This is a genomic window from Okeania sp. SIO1H4 (assembly GCF_010672695.1).
Lineage (GTDB): Bacteria > Cyanobacteriota > Cyanobacteriia > Cyanobacteriales > Microcoleaceae > Okeania > Okeania hirsuta.
This window is the reverse complement of sequence record NZ_JAAHGB010000006.1, coordinates 371,022-387,252: the sequence shown is the minus strand read 5'-3', so window position 1 is coordinate 387,252 and position 16,231 is coordinate 371,022. Positions and strand designations below refer to the sequence as shown.

At 35.3% G+C, this 16,231-nt stretch carries 14 protein-coding genes and 2 pseudogenes; 8 read left to right on the top strand and 8 right to left on the bottom strand.

All coding sequences use genetic code 11. The features are described from left to right. Positions 1-36: 36 nt before the first annotated feature. Positions 37-471, top strand: a pseudogene (locus F6K06_RS06030) (diguanylate cyclase). Between the two features lie 143 nt (positions 472-614). Continuing rightward, on the top strand, positions 615-848 hold the full coding sequence (locus F6K06_RS06025) for a hypothetical protein (RefSeq protein ID WP_124147601.1): 234 nt from the start codon (positions 615-617) through the stop codon (positions 846-848). Between the two features lie 231 nt (positions 849-1,079). Here F6K06_RS06025 and F6K06_RS06020 read toward each other — a convergent pair whose 3' ends face one another. The 5 genes from F6K06_RS06020 to F6K06_RS06000 all read right to left on the bottom strand — a co-directional run bounded on the left by F6K06_RS06020 (position 1,080) and on the right by F6K06_RS06000 (position 4,508). Continuing rightward, complete coding sequence (locus F6K06_RS06020) at positions 1,080-1,577, bottom strand: HNH endonuclease (RefSeq protein ID WP_124147602.1); 498 nt, start codon at positions 1,575-1,577, stop codon at positions 1,080-1,082. Next, on the bottom strand, positions 1,558-1,965 hold the full coding sequence (locus tag F6K06_RS06015) for a hypothetical protein (RefSeq protein ID WP_124147603.1): 408 nt from the start codon (positions 1,963-1,965) through the stop codon (positions 1,558-1,560). The genes F6K06_RS06020 and F6K06_RS06015 overlap by 20 nt, the downstream gene beginning before the upstream one ends. A gap of 14 nt (positions 1,966-1,979) precedes the next feature. Next, on the bottom strand, positions 1,980-2,600 hold the full coding sequence (locus tag F6K06_RS06010) for a hypothetical protein (protein WP_124147604.1): 621 nt from the start codon (positions 2,598-2,600) through the stop codon (positions 1,980-1,982). A gap of 453 nt (positions 2,601-3,053) precedes the next feature. Beyond that, on the bottom strand, positions 3,054-4,049 hold the full coding sequence (locus F6K06_RS06005) for a metal ABC transporter solute-binding protein, Zn/Mn family (RefSeq protein WP_124147608.1): 996 nt from the start codon (positions 4,047-4,049) through the stop codon (positions 3,054-3,056). 300 nt (positions 4,050-4,349) lie between these two features. Then, on the bottom strand, positions 4,350-4,508 hold the full coding sequence (locus F6K06_RS06000) for a hypothetical protein (RefSeq protein WP_287240338.1): 159 nt from the start codon (positions 4,506-4,508) through the stop codon (positions 4,350-4,352). A gap of 92 nt (positions 4,509-4,600) precedes the next feature. Between F6K06_RS06000 and F6K06_RS05995 the strand changes: the two genes are divergently transcribed. The 5 genes from F6K06_RS05995 to F6K06_RS05975 all read left to right on the top strand — a co-directional run bounded on the left by F6K06_RS05995 (position 4,601) and on the right by F6K06_RS05975 (position 12,054). Further along, complete coding sequence (locus F6K06_RS05995) at positions 4,601-5,350, top strand: metal ABC transporter ATP-binding protein (RefSeq protein WP_124147098.1); 750 nt, start codon at positions 4,601-4,603, stop codon at positions 5,348-5,350. A gap of 605 nt (positions 5,351-5,955) precedes the next feature. Then, positions 5,956-6,162, top strand: coding sequence for a hypothetical protein (locus F6K06_RS05990; protein WP_124147097.1), 207 nt, complete (start codon positions 5,956-5,958; stop codon positions 6,160-6,162). Between the two features lie 975 nt (positions 6,163-7,137). Further along, positions 7,138-8,544 carry a 1-acyl-sn-glycerol-3-phosphate acyltransferase gene (locus tag F6K06_RS05985; RefSeq protein ID WP_287240344.1) on the top strand — a complete coding sequence of 469 codons (1,407 nt, stop codon included), beginning with the start codon at positions 7,138-7,140 and terminating at the stop codon, positions 8,542-8,544. Positions 8,545-9,340: 796 nt separating this feature from the next. Then, the gene (locus tag F6K06_RS05980) at positions 9,341-10,162 is read left to right on the top strand and encodes a sensor histidine kinase KdpD (RefSeq protein WP_124155306.1); all 822 of its coding nucleotides are present in this window, start codon (positions 9,341-9,343) and stop codon (positions 10,160-10,162) included. Between the two features lie 509 nt (positions 10,163-10,671). Then, a complete protein-coding gene (locus F6K06_RS05975; protein WP_124147094.1) occupies positions 10,672-12,054 on the top strand; it encodes an IctB family putative bicarbonate transporter in 1,383 nt (460 codons plus the stop codon). 336 nt (positions 12,055-12,390) lie between these two features. Here F6K06_RS05975 and F6K06_RS05970 read toward each other — a convergent pair. From F6K06_RS05970 to F6K06_RS05960, 3 genes and pseudogenes are all read right to left on the bottom strand, one after another. Then, positions 12,391-12,669: pseudogene (locus tag F6K06_RS05970) on the bottom strand (tetratricopeptide repeat protein); the annotation flags it as partial. Between the two features lie 62 nt (positions 12,670-12,731). Continuing rightward, positions 12,732-13,070: a XisI protein gene (locus tag F6K06_RS05965; RefSeq protein ID WP_124147093.1), complete on the bottom strand. Its 339-nt coding sequence runs from the start codon at positions 13,068-13,070 to the stop codon at positions 12,732-12,734. Then, positions 13,058-13,477: an element excision factor XisH family protein gene (locus tag F6K06_RS05960; RefSeq protein WP_124147092.1), complete on the bottom strand. Its 420-nt coding sequence runs from the start codon at positions 13,475-13,477 to the stop codon at positions 13,058-13,060. The genes F6K06_RS05965 and F6K06_RS05960 overlap by 13 nt, the downstream gene beginning before the upstream one ends. 59 nt (positions 13,478-13,536) lie before the next feature. Between F6K06_RS05960 and mutL the strand changes: the two genes are divergently transcribed. Further along, positions 13,537-15,300: a DNA mismatch repair endonuclease MutL gene (gene mutL / locus F6K06_RS05955; RefSeq protein ID WP_124147091.1), complete on the top strand. Its 1,764-nt coding sequence runs from the start codon at positions 13,537-13,539 to the stop codon at positions 15,298-15,300. Positions 15,301-16,231 lie beyond the last annotated feature (931 nt).

Genomic DNA, 16,231 nt, shown 5'->3' with positions numbered 1-16,231 from the left:
CAAAAAACTGTTTCCAGGGTTTTCTGACATTTTGTTATCAAAGCGAAACGTTATCAACAACCTCTAAGTATTATCATGGTAGATATCGATCGCTTTAAACAGTTTAACGATACTTATGGTCACAATGTAGGAGATATTGTTCTCCAAAAAGTAGCGCAGTTTTTACAGAAACAAGTTAGAAAATATGATATTGTTTGTCGTCACGGTGGAGAATAAATGACTGTGATATCAACTAATACTCCTCTAAAGATTGCTCAACAAAGAGCATAAATGATTTGTTCTGGAGTGAGGTAATTATCATTACAAAATCAAGGATAAACTCTGCTACATATCACTGTTTCTCTTGGAGTGGCTTGTTTTCCTCTACATGGAATTACAGGAGAAAATATTATTCAACGGACTGATGAAGCTTTGTATCAGGCGAAGAAAGCAGGACATAATCGAGTTGTTTTGTATCAATTAAAGCAGTAAACTTAATCTTGATTTTATGTTTTTTTTTTATTAAGAAATTTTAAAAAAATCTGAATTAAGCATAAAGAAATAAGTCATATATAAATATTAAGGGTCATAACATAAATAAGCAGTTTTATTGAAGCAAAATCAAATTAAGCCCAATGAAAATAGGTCATTTTAGCGAACAGTTAGCCTCCTACGGAGGAGCTACACTAACAGTTATTAGTCAAGTTATTGTAGTAGTTAACTCATTATTATTTGTAACAATTAATCAGGAATTATATGGCGGATTGTTCGATCAAATCAAGCTGTTGAAAATAGAAAATCCTAGCTGTCTGGAATGTGATGTCAAAATAGCTGAATGGAAAAAGAAGGAAGAAGTCATAATACTTTAGCTAGAATTTGACAGGCGATCGCTAGTGGCAGTAAAAATTTACAGCACTTTTTAGGATAGTAAGGTACGCTTTTAAGGCTAATCTTTTTTTCCCTACTCCCTACTCCCTACTCCCTAAAGTCCTAAAATTTTGTACCTTATCAACTCCAAAACTGCTGTAACTATAAAATTTGTTGGCACTAGGGAGCAACTCTCCTATACCAAATATTTCCAAATATTTCCAAATATTTCATTAATGTGCATTTGGATACCTGTTAAAAACAGACTCCTTTAATGATTTAAGATGTTCTAATTTGTGTTCTAATTCAAATATAAGATTATCACTTTTTTCATTATTGCAACGCCAACAAATTGCTTCCAGGTTATCATAATCAAACATTTTTTCTGGGAAACGTGCTTTATTCAATTTGTGGTCAATGGTAACGTAATGTTCGTGATAGTAAAATGAACCCGCTTGATTTATGTATGGTTTCCCATCAACCGTTTTGTACTCATAACCTCGTTTTTTAGCTTCTTCTTTGGACTGAGTAGAATATTGTCTACCATGCACCATTTTTTTTCCACAATAGGGACATGGTTTGAAGCTTTTATTAGTTCGATACTTATATGGACTGATAAAATCTCCTTTTGGGTCTTTGATACAGAGTACTGTTTGAGCTGCATCCCAAATATCTTTGATTTCAGAAGCGTCATATAGTGTATATAGTTTATCAAGTCTTACTTTGCTCATTGTATCTATGCTCCATTGCTGTTTCGTATGTGGCAAACCGTTTTTTAGTTTTCTTAAATATATCTGTTGCTTTCTGCAAAATTTGGTCAATTTTGTCAACTTGCTGGTCTAAAACTTCTTCAATATGTTCTGTTTCATGGAGCGAGCGATCAATGGCACCAATAAGATCCCCTTTATTAAGTTTATGGTCGAACATAGTGACAACATTGTTATTCACTATATTGACAAAAGGCATAAGTATGTCCCATGATTTTTGAACTCTATCCCATCCTCGATTGAAAAATCCTTGTGTTCGAGCTTCCTTTTGTTGTGCAACTGTCAGAGTTTTGAATTTATCTGTATTTCTTCGTTGCCATTGCTGATAATTTAAACCTTGAACTATCTTCATTAAGACTACCTCTTTTAAACTACTTTTTTATCAAAATAATATTCAATTTTCTGCCATACATCCATACCGTAATACTTGATAATATATTTCTTGGTCATATTTTGTTGGTGTCTTAATACATCAAGCTTAGTGTTAACTTCTTTTTTGAGTTGATGACTTTCTAAAACAACTTCCTCTGCAATTTCTTGATGCTCTTCCATAGCATCTTTTATATCTTCTACATGATGTTCGTAGTCAGTCTGATGCACTAAGTCTTTTTCTTTTAATAATTCAGCACGTTCTTTACCTACTTTAGATAGTGCATTTTTTAACCATCGACCTATTTGTAGAAGCTCAGAATTTTCCGGATTTAAAAATTGCTGTAGTTGACTCTCAGCTCGATCTGCTCTTTCTTTTTCTGCATTAGCTTTGGTTTCTGCCATCTTTGCCTTTTTATTTGCTTTACCTGTATTTTGACTTAACATATATCTGTTGTAAGTATTGGCAGGTTTGACAATTTGCAAAGGACGTAAGTTTTCATACACTTCCAAGATGTCGTCATCTGTCAGTTTTAAATCCAGGTACTCTTGTCTTATACCTGAATTTTTGGCGATTATACGAATCTTATCTTTTCTTTCTTTTTTACTTAATGTCATTGTTTTTTCCTACTTTTTTCAAAATGGTATGAGAACATATTTTAATTATACTAAAAACTTATTAAGTTATCAGGAATAAAATACTGAAATTTTTACTTGATAGCGCTACCCGCTAGGGAATAAGGAATAGGAAATAGTAAACTTTTAAAGGGTTTTTCCTGCGGAAACGCTCCGATAACAGGGTTGAGAAATGTCCTAACCTTAATGCGTAGCGTTATAAAGAAGCAGAATCATAAATTTATAAAAATGCTACCGGATTTAATCTAAAATCTTTGTAGCTAACCGTTATGCAACAGGTTAATTAATGGATAATGGATAATTACCTCTCCCTTTTAGGGAGAGGATTGACCAATAAGGAAAAAATTTATTTTTTTCCCCTTGAAAGGGGAGGCAGAGTAAGCTGAATTGTTTAATTATTTAATTATTTAATTATTAATTATGCGGTAAATCTAGTTACTGCGGTTGTACTGCCGGAGTAGATTTTTTTTCCCACTCAAAGGCAGTATATTTCCCACCTAAAGCTTCTACTATTACTTGAGTATTAGACACTAACATTTTAACGTAACTATCTCCCTCACTACCTGGAGCGCCAATAGAATCAGAATATAACTCTCTTGGCGCTAACTTTACTCCTGCTTCCTGAGCTACAGTTGTGATCAACTGAGGATTAATTGTTGTCTCAGCAAAAATTGCAGGTACTCCAGTTTTCTTAATTTCCTCTGCCAAATTTTTCACTGTCTTTGCACTGGGTTGCTCTTCGGTACTCATCCCAATTAAAGTTCCAGTCATCTCTAAACCATAAGCTCTGACATAATATTCAAAAGCATCATGGGTTGTCACCAATCGGCGCTTACTTTCTGGAATAGTTGCTATTTGTTCGCTAATCCAAGTATCAACTGCCAGTAACTCCTCAGTTAGTCTCGCTGCATTCTCCGTAAACAACTCTTTATCTTCCGGCGACAAATTAATCAAAGCATCCCGAATTCCATTTACCATCAAAATCCCATTTTTTGCATCACCCCAAACATGGGGGTCTGGCACTAACTCGCCCTGATCTGGATTTTGCAATGGTGTAACCTTTTCCCCCACGGCCAATTTTTGGGCTTTTATACCAGCAGCATTCATCAGTTTAATTAAACCAGGTTCCAAATTGTAGCCATTGTAAACAATTAAGTCCGCTTCCTCAAAAGCCACACTATCAGCAGGCACAGGTTCATAAATATGGGGGTCAGCTCCGGGTTCCATAATTCCCTGATGCTCAATTTCATCCTCACCTATTTTTTCTGTCATATCGGCAATTATGGTGCTAGTAGAAACTACTTTAGGTTTTTTTTCATTACCGTCTGAAAATGGCGCGGCACAGGTACTTATCCATAATCCCAATAAAATTCCTAATGCTGGCCACAACTTTTGTGGGAAACCTTTAGTAGAAATACTGCTTAATTTCATTTTAATTTTAATTGACAATTTTTCATATTCCTTTCATAATGTATATCATATTGTTTTCATATTTTTGATATGGCAGAAGGAAGAAAGAAAAAGGAAGAAGAAAGAAGGAAAAGTATTACTTTGTCTGAGTTTTAAACTTTTGAACTGTCCGCGCCCTTTGTTTTGACTGCTATATTCCAGAACAGATTTTTGATGCACACCTTTATTTAGGGCTTGCTGATTAAATATAAAAGCATTGACATATAAAGACAAGTGCCTTTTTGGGAACGAAAAAAGTGCGCCTGTTTCAGTCTAAAACGCTCAAAAAGTTAGTATTTTAGGCGCATAGTTGGGCAGAACAATCTTGGGACAAAACTTAGCTCCTACTTCCTCTAAATTCCCATGTCTCCTGTCTCCTGTCTCCTGTCTCCTGTCTCCTGTCTCCTGTCTCCTACCCCTACTAAAATACTTTTTCAGCAAACCCTATTTAAGAAGATTCTTTTTTATCGAATCTTCCTTCTTGAGTTATAGAAAGGGTAATAGCTAGGGAATATTTATAGGAATCTAAATTAATGAATCAGACTAAAATTACAGTAAGTCATTTAAGAGTCCATTATCGTACCGTTGAAGCGTTGCGAGACATTACCCTACAAGTACAAGCAGGAAAATTAACTGGTATTATTGGACCAAATGGCGCAGGTAAAAGTACCCTCTTGAAGGGAATGTTAGGGTTAATTCCCTTAAGTGAGGGTTCTATTATCTATAATGACAAACCTCTTTCAGAGCAGTTAAAAATAGTTGCTTATGTACCTCAGAGGTCGCAAATTGATTGGACTTATCCGGCCACTGTCTGGGATGTGGTAATGATGGGACGGGTAGCAAAAACAGGTTGGTTTCGTCGCTTTTCTACAGTGAGTCGGCAGATAGGGATGGAGGCGTTGGCCAGAGTAGGCATGGATGGTTATCGCGATCGCCCTATTGGTCAACTTTCTGGCGGTCAGCAGCAACGGGTATTTTTAGCACGGTCATTAGCTCAGGAAGCTGATATTTTTTGTTTTGATGAACCGTTTGTTGGGGTTGACCAGAAAACCGAAAATATTATTTTTGGGATTTTTCACGAATTAGCAAATTCTGGAAAAATTGTCATAGTCGTTAATCATGATTTAGGGGAATCTATTACTAATTTTGATGATTTGATTCTGTTAAATAAAGAGTTAATTGCTGTGGGCGATCGGCAGGTTGTATTGCAGGAAGAAAATTTATATCGTGCTTATGGAGGTAAAGTTGGTTTCTTTTCAGAACCTTTAGCGAAAATTGCTTAAAGCAGTTTTGGAGTTATAAGGTACAAAGTTTTGTGAGTTTAAGGAATAGGGAATTGGGAACAGGGAATAGAGATTAGTATTAAACAGTATCTTGCCCTTCCTCAAAAATGCTGTAATTATTCCCGATTTTTTTAGTAGGATTTAGGTTTTATACTGAGGGATATCGATGTTTTTTACAAATGGTAGAAGTAAGGAAGAGGGAAGAAGGAAGAGGGAAGAAAGATTGAATAAAAAAAGGTAATTTCAGTTAGCCTCTTGTGGTCGGAACTGCGGAATTCAGTTATCAGTAAAAATCATATATATATAACCATCTAAAATTAATTGGATCGGTTTTTTTTAAGTATCTTTAAACGATATGCACCTTTTTGTAGCATTCTTTTTTTTACAGGGCTTTTAACCGGACAATATTTAGTACTTTTAGCATATATATTATACTTTATATCGCTAAAGTCGATCCTATTTTGAAATTACCTAAAAACAGAAATATTCGGCATAACTTACGACTTTTTGGCAGTGAAATAATTTGTTTTATAGCTTTATTAGAAAATCAATAGACTAGTTTACTACCAGGAATAATTAGTGTAATTGTTATTTTTCCAGGATTAGTGTTACCAACTAGAGCTTTTCTTTATATAGGAACAGTCACATTTTTCATCAACGCTTTTAATCAACTAATTATCCTGAACTCTCTTTACTCTTTTTTCAAGTGGAGCATCGGTTTAATAGTAGGAATTGTCTTTATTTGGATAGCTGCAAGTTTTGAAACTCGACGAGAACAAATTAATAATTTATTGCAAAATTGGATAGAATAATTAGAAGAGTGGCAGTGAAAAAAAATCAAAAATATATATCTGCTAGAAATTAAAATATTTATTTCTAGCCTTTAACTATTAAGACTATAGCAGTAGGAAATCTTTGGGTGCATCTCAATTTTGAATAAAGCTAAAAATTTATCGCTTTTAGGGAACAGGCAACAGGCAACAGGGAATAGGGAATATATAGGAAAAAAGTATTTTTGCAAATGTGAGATGCACCCAAATATTTTGTCAAAAATACGATCATACAGTAATCCCAAATGATTTAAATCCGGTAGCATTGCTATTAACGCTCGTACAAGAAGAAAAAAAGTTATCAAGATTTGGTAATGGTGAATATGGACAATATTTTCATACCATATTAAACGGATTTGATATGATTTGTAAAAAATATAAGGATATATAAAAACTCTGAAACTTTTACCCCTATTCCCTGTTCCCTAAATTTAAAGAGATTGTTACCCGCAACTTAAATAGGATTGCTATATACATATATCAAAGTAGAAATATTTTCTAGTATATAAAATTATGTTAAAGTTTTTGCCATGTAATATGATGTTGTTCATATACACAAACAGGACAGACAGTAATGATTAGTTAGAAAAAAATATCAGATTTATCATTTTCTTTGTGGGTTTAATACCCCACCGTCTACAGGGTGTTCAAAATTACTTGGGGGAGCGAATCCCCATGTAATTTTCCTCCTGTCTCCTGTCTCCTGTCTCCTTCTTCAAGTTATAATCTCGCTCCAACTTTTGCATAAGTTTAAAGATTATATTAATCAAACAAAGATGTCTAAAACAGAAGTAGTGGTAAGTGTATTGGCGGAATTTTTGGAGTATAAAGAAAGCCAACCCCAATTCATACAATACTATTATTAGAAAAAAGGGTAGAAGCATTAGAAAGTAGGGAATAGACAAATAGCTCGCAGGAAAATCTAATATTTAACCCATAAGTAACTGATAAATTTTAATGTCCCACTCAACCATCCACGTTCAACCACCCCTAAAATATATTCCACCCAACTTCAAGCCACTGGTACGACTAGGTACAAAGCTAATGTTACCTTGGTGGCTTAAGTACCAAGTGTCTGTCGCCGACGTACAAGCAGATAACCTAGAAACCCTAGCCCAACTATATCAAAACTTCCATCAGGGGAAAAACCGCTTTCTGATGGCATTTCGTCATCCTAATGCCAACGACCCTTACTGTCTAGGGTATATGATCTGGTATCTATTGCCCAAATTTGCTAAACAACAAGGAATTACCCTTCCATCTCTTCTCCACTATCATTTTCTCTTTGACCGAGGTATTCCTTTATGGGCTGGTGATTTTGTAGGTAAATGGTATTCATATTTGGGAGGAAGTTCAATTCACCGAGGAAAAATAGACCGTCAGGGACTAAAATCAGCTCGTGAATTATTTGCCAATGGCAATTTACCAATGATGGCTGCTCCAGAAGGAGGTACTAATGGCCACAATGAAAGAGTTAGTCCCTTAGAGCCTGGTATTGCCCAGATGGGATTTTGGTGTGTTGAAGATATACATCAAGCAACTCGTTCTGAAGAAGTTTTAATTGTACCAATAGGTATTCAATACAAGTACTTGGGTGAACCATGGGAAAATATAGAGCGACTTTTAAGTAAGCTGGAAAAAGATAGTGGTTTGTTTTCAAGTTCAGAAAATCTTTTTCATCAGCAAAAATTAGCACCTTCTGCACTATACCAACGACTTTTGAGATTAGGAGTTCATTTATTAGAAAAAATGGAAGAATTTTACCGAAAATTTTACCACCGAGATTTACCCAAGTCAACTCAAGAAAGTTCTTCCCAACAATCTTTAATAGATGACCAAATGAATGAAATGATCGCCACTCGCCTCAATGCTCTTCTTGATGTTGCTTTGGAAGTGGCAGAAGAATATTTTCAAATTCAGGCCAACGGTAATTTTATAGATCGTTGTCGTCGTTTAGAACAAGCGGGTTGGGATTTTATATATAGAGAAGATATTGAAAATTTGGCGACTCTTTCTCCTGTAGACAGAGGTCTTGCAAACCGACTTGCACAAGAGGCTAGTCTGCGAATGTGGCACATGAGATTAGTCGAAAGTTTTGTTGCGGTTAGTGGCAAATATATTACGGAAAAACCGACAGTAGAAAGGTTTTCTGATACAACTCTACTAATATGGGATATGATTAATCGCATTAAGGGCGGTAATCCTCTCAAGCGTCCGATACTAGGAAAACAAATAGTATACATGACAGTGGGACAACCAATTTCTGTTTCCCAGCGTTGGGAGAGTTACAAAACTAAACGTCGTACAGCTATATCAGAGCTGACTCAAGATTTGCAAGAGGCACTGGAAGAAACGATTAAATGATAGTATCTGTGCCAAAAATTAATTTAACATTTGTAGGGAAAAGGGAATAGGGAATAGAAAATAAAATATACAATTAATTCGGTTATTCGGTTTAAAAAGCGTTTCGGTCTGAAATGCTCCGCAAACAGCCGCTAGGTGTTTAGCAGTCAGCTTTTGAGAAGTGGATACGCGACCCCTCCTATAACGCTACGCGCAAGTCAAAAGTCATAAGTCAGTAGTGGCGTTAACGATCGTTATGCGCAAGCTTTCGGCCGTTTGTCCGTACAAAAATAATCCCTGACTAACTTTGAGCATTTATAAATGTCCGCGCCCTATTTGCCTAGTGCTATAAAATTAAACGATAAGCTAGAAGTCGAGAATTTAAACCCAAGCTTTTAGCCCGCTGAAGGCTGTTTGCGGAGCATTCCGGTACGGAAATGCTGAAATGTTGATAGCTAGTTAACTACTTAAACAGAAATCGAAAGTTAAAAATTATAGCAATAGACAAGTAGGGCGCGGATATAGACTGATGATGTCCCAATCAGGATAAATTTTTTTTCACTGTTATCTGCTATAAAATTATAAATATATAGATTAAAAGCTTTGACTGAAAATAAATTTAGAAAATTATTTCAAATACCAAGTTTTGAATTATTTGTGAAATAATTTGAGTGAATTAGTATAGCAGTTGAAGGGGAGGTGAGGACATATCAAAAGCTTAAAACTCAGACAACACAATATTTTTTCTTCTGCCTTCTTCCTTCTACTATACCACTAATAAAACTTGACAAAACTATCCCCCGCCTAATTTTTTGTAATGACTAAAGAATCTATTATTAAATCCTCTAATTTAATTAAAAATAAGCTACTAAGTCTTTTGAGCCAAGAAATGTTAACTCCCTTAACTTCTGTGATGGGGATGGCAAGTGTTCTCCACCAAGAAATCTATGGTTCTCTAACTGATAAGCAGAGAAAATATGTAGAAGTGATTCATGAAAGAAGTCAATATTTACGATTGCTAGTTGAAGAAATTATTGGTTTAACAAAACTATATGAGTATGGCCAAAATTCAGAAAAAACTCCTGTTGATGTGAAAAATATCTGTCAGCAAATAGTAACAGACCTAGAAGCAGAAACAGTTCATCAGCAGATCAAAGTTCAATTATTAGCTGGATCTAGCGACCGGGTTTGTTTTTTTGATAAAACAATTTTAGAACAAACATTATACAACTTAATTTATAGTGTAATTAAATCTACAGTTTCAGGGAGTGAAGTAAAAATTCATTTGTCTGAAAAGCAAGAAGATTTTAAGATTGCACTGTGGGTTTCTCATCCTATCCTTGGAGATAATCTTCCTCATGCTCAACTATATTCTCACAAGTTATCAGAGATTGAAAACCAGGATAATCAGTCTAGCTTAATACTAAATAGATTACAGCTAACATTTGATGAACTAACAACAATAGTTTTTGACAAAACGTCAATACAAGGAGAAAATATTGCAGCTGAACCTACCCGCGAGCTATTGGGATTACTGTTAAGTTGTCAGTTAGCTGAACAAAATGGTGGCTCTTTCTGGGTTCAAGGTTCTACGGAATTAGGCTATCGATATATTTTAACTCTGCCACTTTCTAAGTAGGGAATAGGGAATAGTTTTCTTCTTATTTAAAATAGGGAATAGGGAACAGGGAACAGGGAATAGCTAACTGTAAAAAGGGTTTTTCCTGCAGGAACACTCCGCAAACAGGATTGAAAAATGTCTTAACCAATTCTTGTAAGTAGTCGTGCAAAATAAATTTCCTATTTGAGAGAGGCAACAGGCAACAGGCAATAGGGAGTCAGTAGGATGTGTAATTAATTTTGCATAGGTACTTATACCATTTATAAAAAGTCTTGCTACATTTCCTTGGGAGTAGGGAGTAGGGAGTAGGGAGTAGGGAGTAGGGTTTAAAGGCATAAGATATTTTGTATTAATGCCGATAATCCTTACAAACATTACTGAATTATTATTATCAGTTGATAACTGAAGTTGCATTGGAAGTATAGCATTATTTTTGGGAATTGGTATTAGTGCTATATTTTTCTCAAAAATAACTTTCTTTACTTGCTTATACTATTTGTAAGATTATTTATTTAATTGGTAACAACATGAACTCAGTTTGGCAGAAATTAACATTAACTAATCTTTCTTTTTCTAACTCTCCATGGCTAAATGCTAGCTACCTCTATGGTTTAATTAATGGTTCCCTCCATAACTGGCGACGAGGTAGTTGGTTAATGCAATGGGGAGAAGCTTTGGGTTTTGTCTTGCTGGCAATTGTATTTAGTCTAGCTCCTTTTGTAAATACTGCTCTGATTGGTTTATTATTACTTGCTGGTGCAGGGTTTTGGGTATTGCTTGCTGTTTCAGATAACACTCAGGAATATTTAACTCCTATTCATCTACTGATATTCGTTTATTGGGGTATTGCCACATTAGCAATGGCAACTTCGCCAGCAAGAATGGCTGCTTTTAGTGGATGGGTCAAGTTAACTCTTTATCTATTGTTATTTGTTTTAGGAGCAATGGTATTGCGATCGCCGAAACTCCGCTCTTGGTTAATTAGTATATATTTATTGGTTTCTTTGGTAGTCAGTTTCTACGGTATTCGTCAATGGATAGACAAAGTTGAACCCCTTGCTACCTGGAACGACCCTACTTCTGCTCAAGCTGGTATTACTCGCGTATATAGTTACTTGGGAAATCCTAATTTATTAGGTGGATATTTACTACCTGCCATTGCTTTGAGCTTTGTCGCAATTATCGCCTGGCGTAGTTGGCCACAGAAATTGTTGGCAGTAACAATGTTGCTAGTGAATTGTGCTTGTTTGCGTTATACAGGTAGTAGAGGCAGTTGGATAGGGTTTATAGCTTTGATGTTTGCTCTGTTAATTTTAATGTGGTATTGGTGGAGCATCTATATGCCCAGTTTTTGGCAAACTTGGTCGCTGCCAATAGCTGTAGGAAGTTTGGCAGGGTTATTAATTCTGGCGGTCGTGTTATTAGAGCCTTTGCGCGATCGCGTTTTTAGTATTTTTGCAGGTCGTCAAGATAGTAGTAATAATTTTCGGATGAATGTCTGGATGTCTGTGTTTGATATGATTCGCGATCGCCCGGTTTTGGGTATTGGACCGGGAAATGATGTGTTTAACAAAATTTATCCTCTTTATCAGCGACCCCGTTATAGTGCTTTGAGTGCTTATTCAGTACCTTTAGAAATTATTGTGGAAACTGGTTTTATTGGTTTTACTGCTTTTTTATGGTTGCTGTTGGTGACATTCAATCAAGGTGTATTAAATTTAAGACGTTTGCGAGATGCAGGCGATCGTCAAGGGTATTGGTTAATTGGGGCAATGGTGGCGATGGTAGGGTTAATGGCTCATGGTTTGGTGGATACTGTTTGGTATCGTCCTCAAATTAATACGCTTTGGTGGTTGATGGTGGCTATTGTTGCTAGTTATTACGGTGAGAAAGGAGGGAGTAGGCAGTAGGGACGTTGCATAAGGGCGTCCGTACAGAGTAGGGGGAAAGAATTGATAATTTCTCTGGAATAATTGATTTTATTTTTTATTATTGGAGATGCCTATTAGTTAGGACTTACGCAGTACAAGGTATTTTCGTCATTGCGAGCGACAGGGTTTGCGGAGCAGTCCGGAACGGAAAGCAATCTCAAATCCTAATTTTTCGTACCTCATGCGTAAGTCCTATTAGTAAGTTAAGTAAATAGTGATTTATAGCTAAACTTTGTTTAGATTAATCGGTAGTTGTACTCGCGTAATGGTAGATGGCGATGAACAGCGCTGCTTAATGGGAGCAATATGCTCCCACTACTGTTTTAAATGTGACAAGGCTTCTTGATAGTTATTTTCAGCTTGATAGACCCTACCTATTAAAATAAAAGTATTAGCTTTGAGCAAGTCATTTTTCAGTTCACTGGACAACGATAAAGCTTCCTTGCCTCTATCCAAAGCCTGGGAATACTTCTTTAATGACTCGTAGGTTCTAACCATTCCTGATAATGAAACCATTTGTCCAAACGAAATCTCCTGTTGTCGCCACAATTCCAGGGCTTGTTGATATTTCTCCAGTGCCATAGGATAATCTTGTGATTTTTGTCTAAATCTTAGTCATAGTTACCTGTTCCCTATTCCCTGTTCCCTCTTTTTAATTAATAAACAGCAAAATCAGTAATTTTACGTCGCTCAGGTGTTTTGAAACCAAGTACAATTTGCTGATGAGATATACCTAAATTAACAAGTTCATTAGCAATACCCTCTTCTGTGCCATCATGTTGTATCCAAATTTTTTGGTTGATAATGTCGATATGAATAAGAGTTCCATAAATTCGCCTACTATTTTGCCAACCTATTTCTATTAGTAAGTAATGATTTCCAGTTTCATCTATGACTAATTGACATTGCATTTCTGGGTCATTTCCGATATATTCAACATAGTCTTGTAATACTTTGATAATTGCTTCCTTGAGTTCAATGTTTAGAATATCCATTTAACAATTTCCTCTTGAGTGGGATTAAAGCTAACAAGACGTAATATTCGATCTTCTATTAATATTATTCCAGCTTCTTCTTCAAACACTGATTGACGTATTTCTTCAGAAACAGCTAAGTATAATTTTCGCTCAGGTTCGTAACGATTTAAAATATGTTCATACAATACAAATTGACCAATAGCTTGTTCTAAATCCTTCATTTCTGAAGCACTCCCAAAGCTTTTGACTTCAATAGCAATTTTTTCTAGTCCTTTTTCTGCCGCAATTAGACGTTCTGCACCTAGATCAACAAATAAATTTTTCCTCCTTGTAAGTTTAAGAAGATATGAATCCTCAGTGATTCTCCATCCGTCTTTTTGAATAGCAGATTTGACAGTATTATGATAATAATCGCGGGCTGGCATTATGATTATTTTCCTTACTGGACTAATCCGTAAATCCGTGGCCAAATCTGTGTCTGCAAATGCAATCTAAAATTCAAACCTTACCCAAAGAAGTTGTTAATTTAATTGCCGCTGGAGAAGTGATTGATTCTTTAGCAGCAGTAGTACGGGAATTAGTAGAAAATTCTCTGGATGCTGGTGCAACTCGCATCATAATTTCTATCATTTCTGAACAGTGGCGAGTGCAAATTTCTGATAATGGTATGGGTATGAATTTAGCTAATTTAAAACAAGCAGCTAATCCTCATAGTACGAGCAAAATTACTCATCTTCAAGACCTCACAAAAATTACCAGTTTGGGATTTCGTGGAGAGGCACTTCATAGTTTAGCTAATCTCTCAACTTTGGAAATATTAAGTCGTCCTAAGTCGCCTCTTTTAGAGAATGAAAATGAAGGTTGGCAAGTTGTTTATAACGAGCAAGGAAAGGCTGTTGAAGTTGAAAGAGTTGCTGTTGCTCCTGGTACTATTGTTAAGGTTTCTAATCTTTTTGGAAAATGGCCTGTACGTCGTCAAGGAATGCCTTCTTCGGCACAACAAATGCGAGGTATACAATTAGTTATTCAGCAAATAGCGCTTTGTTATCCTGATGTTACTTGGCAAATTTGGCAGGGTAGTAAGTTATGGATACAAATTAGTCCTGGCGCTACGGCAAAACAAATTTTACCTCAAATTTTATCTACGGTAAGATTGAGTGATTTACAGTATATTCAAAAAGAAATTGATGAACAAGAAGCAGAAGAATTAAATCTCAAAACATCAAATTTTTTCCAATATCAAGATTCTCAATTTTTGGATAGACAATCATTAGAATTAGTCTTAGGTTTGCCAGATAGATGTCATCGTAGACGACCAGATTGGGTGAAAGTTGCTATTAATGGAAGAGTGGTAAAAGTACCAGAATTAGAACAAAAAATTATTAGTTCTTTGGCGCGGACTTGCCCTCGCGATCGCTATCCTATATGTTTTATTCATTTCCAAATTTTTCCTCATCAAATAAATTGGAATCGTCATCCGGCGAAAACAGAAGTTTATCTTCATAATCTCAGTTTTTGGCAACAACAAATTGAGCTAGTAATTGCTAAGGCATTACAATTTAATATGGAAGTAATGCCAGAATTTCCTTTATCAGAAAGAGTGGAAAAAATATTAAAAGTATCTGAAAATACAGGGAATTATCAAACTCGTCGGTCGATACAAGTTTCTCCAGATAATACAGCAGAAAAAAATCAAGAATTTGGATTGATAGAACTCAAAGCGATCGCTCAATTACACAATACTTATATAGTAGCTGAACATCCGAATGGCATTTGGTTAATTGAGCAACATATTGCCCATGAAAGAGTTTTATATGAAAAATTATGTGATGCTTGGGAAATAATTTATTTAGAGCCACCAATTATTTTGCATAATTTATCTTCAGCTCAAATAGAACAACTTCAACGTTTAAATATAGAAGTAGAAATTTTTGGAGATTTCCTTTGGGCAGCTCGTACTGCTCCAGCAATTTTAGCTAAAAGAAATGACTGTGCTGAAGCTTTAATTGAACTGAGTAAAGGTGGTGATTTAGAATCTGCTAAAGTAGCTACTTCTTGTCGAAGTGCTATTAGAAATGGAACTCCTTTAAGTCTGTCAGAAATGCAAAGTTTATTAAATCAATGGCGACTTACTCGCAACCCTCGTACTTGTCCTCATGGCAGACCGATTTATTTATCTTTAGAAGAATCAGCTTTAGCTCGTTTCTTTCGGCGACATTGGGTAATTGGAAAAAGTCATGGTATTTGAAGGAAGAAGGTGGTAGGTGGTAGGTGTTAGATAAGTAATATTATGTTCTGTTGAATAGTTATAAATAACAAGACAGAACTCAGGTAAGATATCTGTCAGATTGGTGAGTTGCAGTATTTACCTCCAAAAGGTATAAATTATAAATTGCCAAGGATTTCATATATTTTGAGAACATTGATATTATTCCACTCCCTAGAATAACTTTTAGGCGCTTTGTCAGCTATTAGGTGGTAGCTTTTAGGTTTTAGGTAAGTAATACTATGTTCTATTGAATACTTATAAATAACAAGGCAGAACTCAGGTTGTATATCTGTCATATTGGCGAGTTATATCAAGTCTCATTAATTAGCCATAATAAAAATGTTTTCTATGATAAATTTTTCCCTGTTACCTGTTCCCTGTTCCCTAAAATTTTTATTGTGGGCATTTAAAGATACATGGTATTAGAGTATTTACATCCAAAAGGGTTTTATACATTTTTAGAACATTGATATTATTCCACTCCATAGACTGACTTTTAGACACTTTATTACCTATTAGGTTTTAGGTAAGTAATACCATTTATCAAAAACTTTTCTACACTTTGTTGAGCAGGGGAGTATGGTAGTGGGGTAGTGTGGGGAGAATCAAACATAAGAATAATTAACATTAACTTAGCTGAAATTAGCAAAAAAGTGATTTTACTTGTGCTGATTAGTTGACAACTGAAGTATTGCTATACTTGGGCAATACTTTTGGGAATTGGTATAATACCAAGCGTGAAAAAAGGGGGTTGCACATTATGGAATGATACTGCCAAAAAGAGGTTTAGACTTTGACTAAAAAAACCTAATATTAATTGTTCTAGCAATTATCAAATCCAAAATCAAATTCAATCAAAAATCTCAAATCATTCGCCACTGTGCAACGCCGAAAAAAGAATGTTACGAAT

Excerpts from the sequence above, each read along its gene's own strand:
- F6K06_RS06025 (WP_124147601.1), top strand. The coding sequence starts at position 615 with ATGAAAATAGGTCATTTTAGCGAACAGTTAGCCTCCTACGGAGGAGCT.
- F6K06_RS06020 (WP_124147602.1), bottom strand. The coding sequence starts at position 1,577 with ATGAGCAAAGTAAGACTTGATAAACTATATACACTATATGACGCTTCT.
- F6K06_RS06015 (WP_124147603.1), bottom strand. The coding sequence starts at position 1,965 with ATGAAGATAGTTCAAGGTTTAAATTATCAGCAATGGCAACGAAGAAAT.
- F6K06_RS06010 (WP_124147604.1), bottom strand. The coding sequence starts at position 2,600 with ATGACATTAAGTAAAAAAGAAAGAAAAGATAAGATTCGTATAATCGCC.
- F6K06_RS06005 (WP_124147608.1), bottom strand. The coding sequence starts at position 4,049 with ATGAAATTAAGCAGTATTTCTACTAAAGGTTTCCCACAAAAGTTGTGG.
- F6K06_RS05995 (WP_124147098.1), top strand. The coding sequence starts at position 4,601 with ATGAATCAGACTAAAATTACAGTAAGTCATTTAAGAGTCCATTATCGT.
- F6K06_RS05985 (WP_287240344.1), top strand. The coding sequence starts at position 7,138 with ATGTCCCACTCAACCATCCACGTTCAACCACCCCTAAAATATATTCCA.
- F6K06_RS05980 (WP_124155306.1), top strand. The coding sequence starts at position 9,341 with ATGACTAAAGAATCTATTATTAAATCCTCTAATTTAATTAAAAATAAG.
- F6K06_RS05975 (WP_124147094.1), top strand. The coding sequence starts at position 10,672 with ATGAACTCAGTTTGGCAGAAATTAACATTAACTAATCTTTCTTTTTCT.
- F6K06_RS05965 (WP_124147093.1), bottom strand. The coding sequence starts at position 13,070 with ATGGATATTCTAAACATTGAACTCAAGGAAGCAATTATCAAAGTATTA.
- F6K06_RS05960 (WP_124147092.1), bottom strand. The coding sequence starts at position 13,477 with ATGCCAGCCCGCGATTATTATCATAATACTGTCAAATCTGCTATTCAA.
- mutL (WP_124147091.1), top strand. The coding sequence starts at position 13,537 with ATGCAATCTAAAATTCAAACCTTACCCAAAGAAGTTGTTAATTTAATT.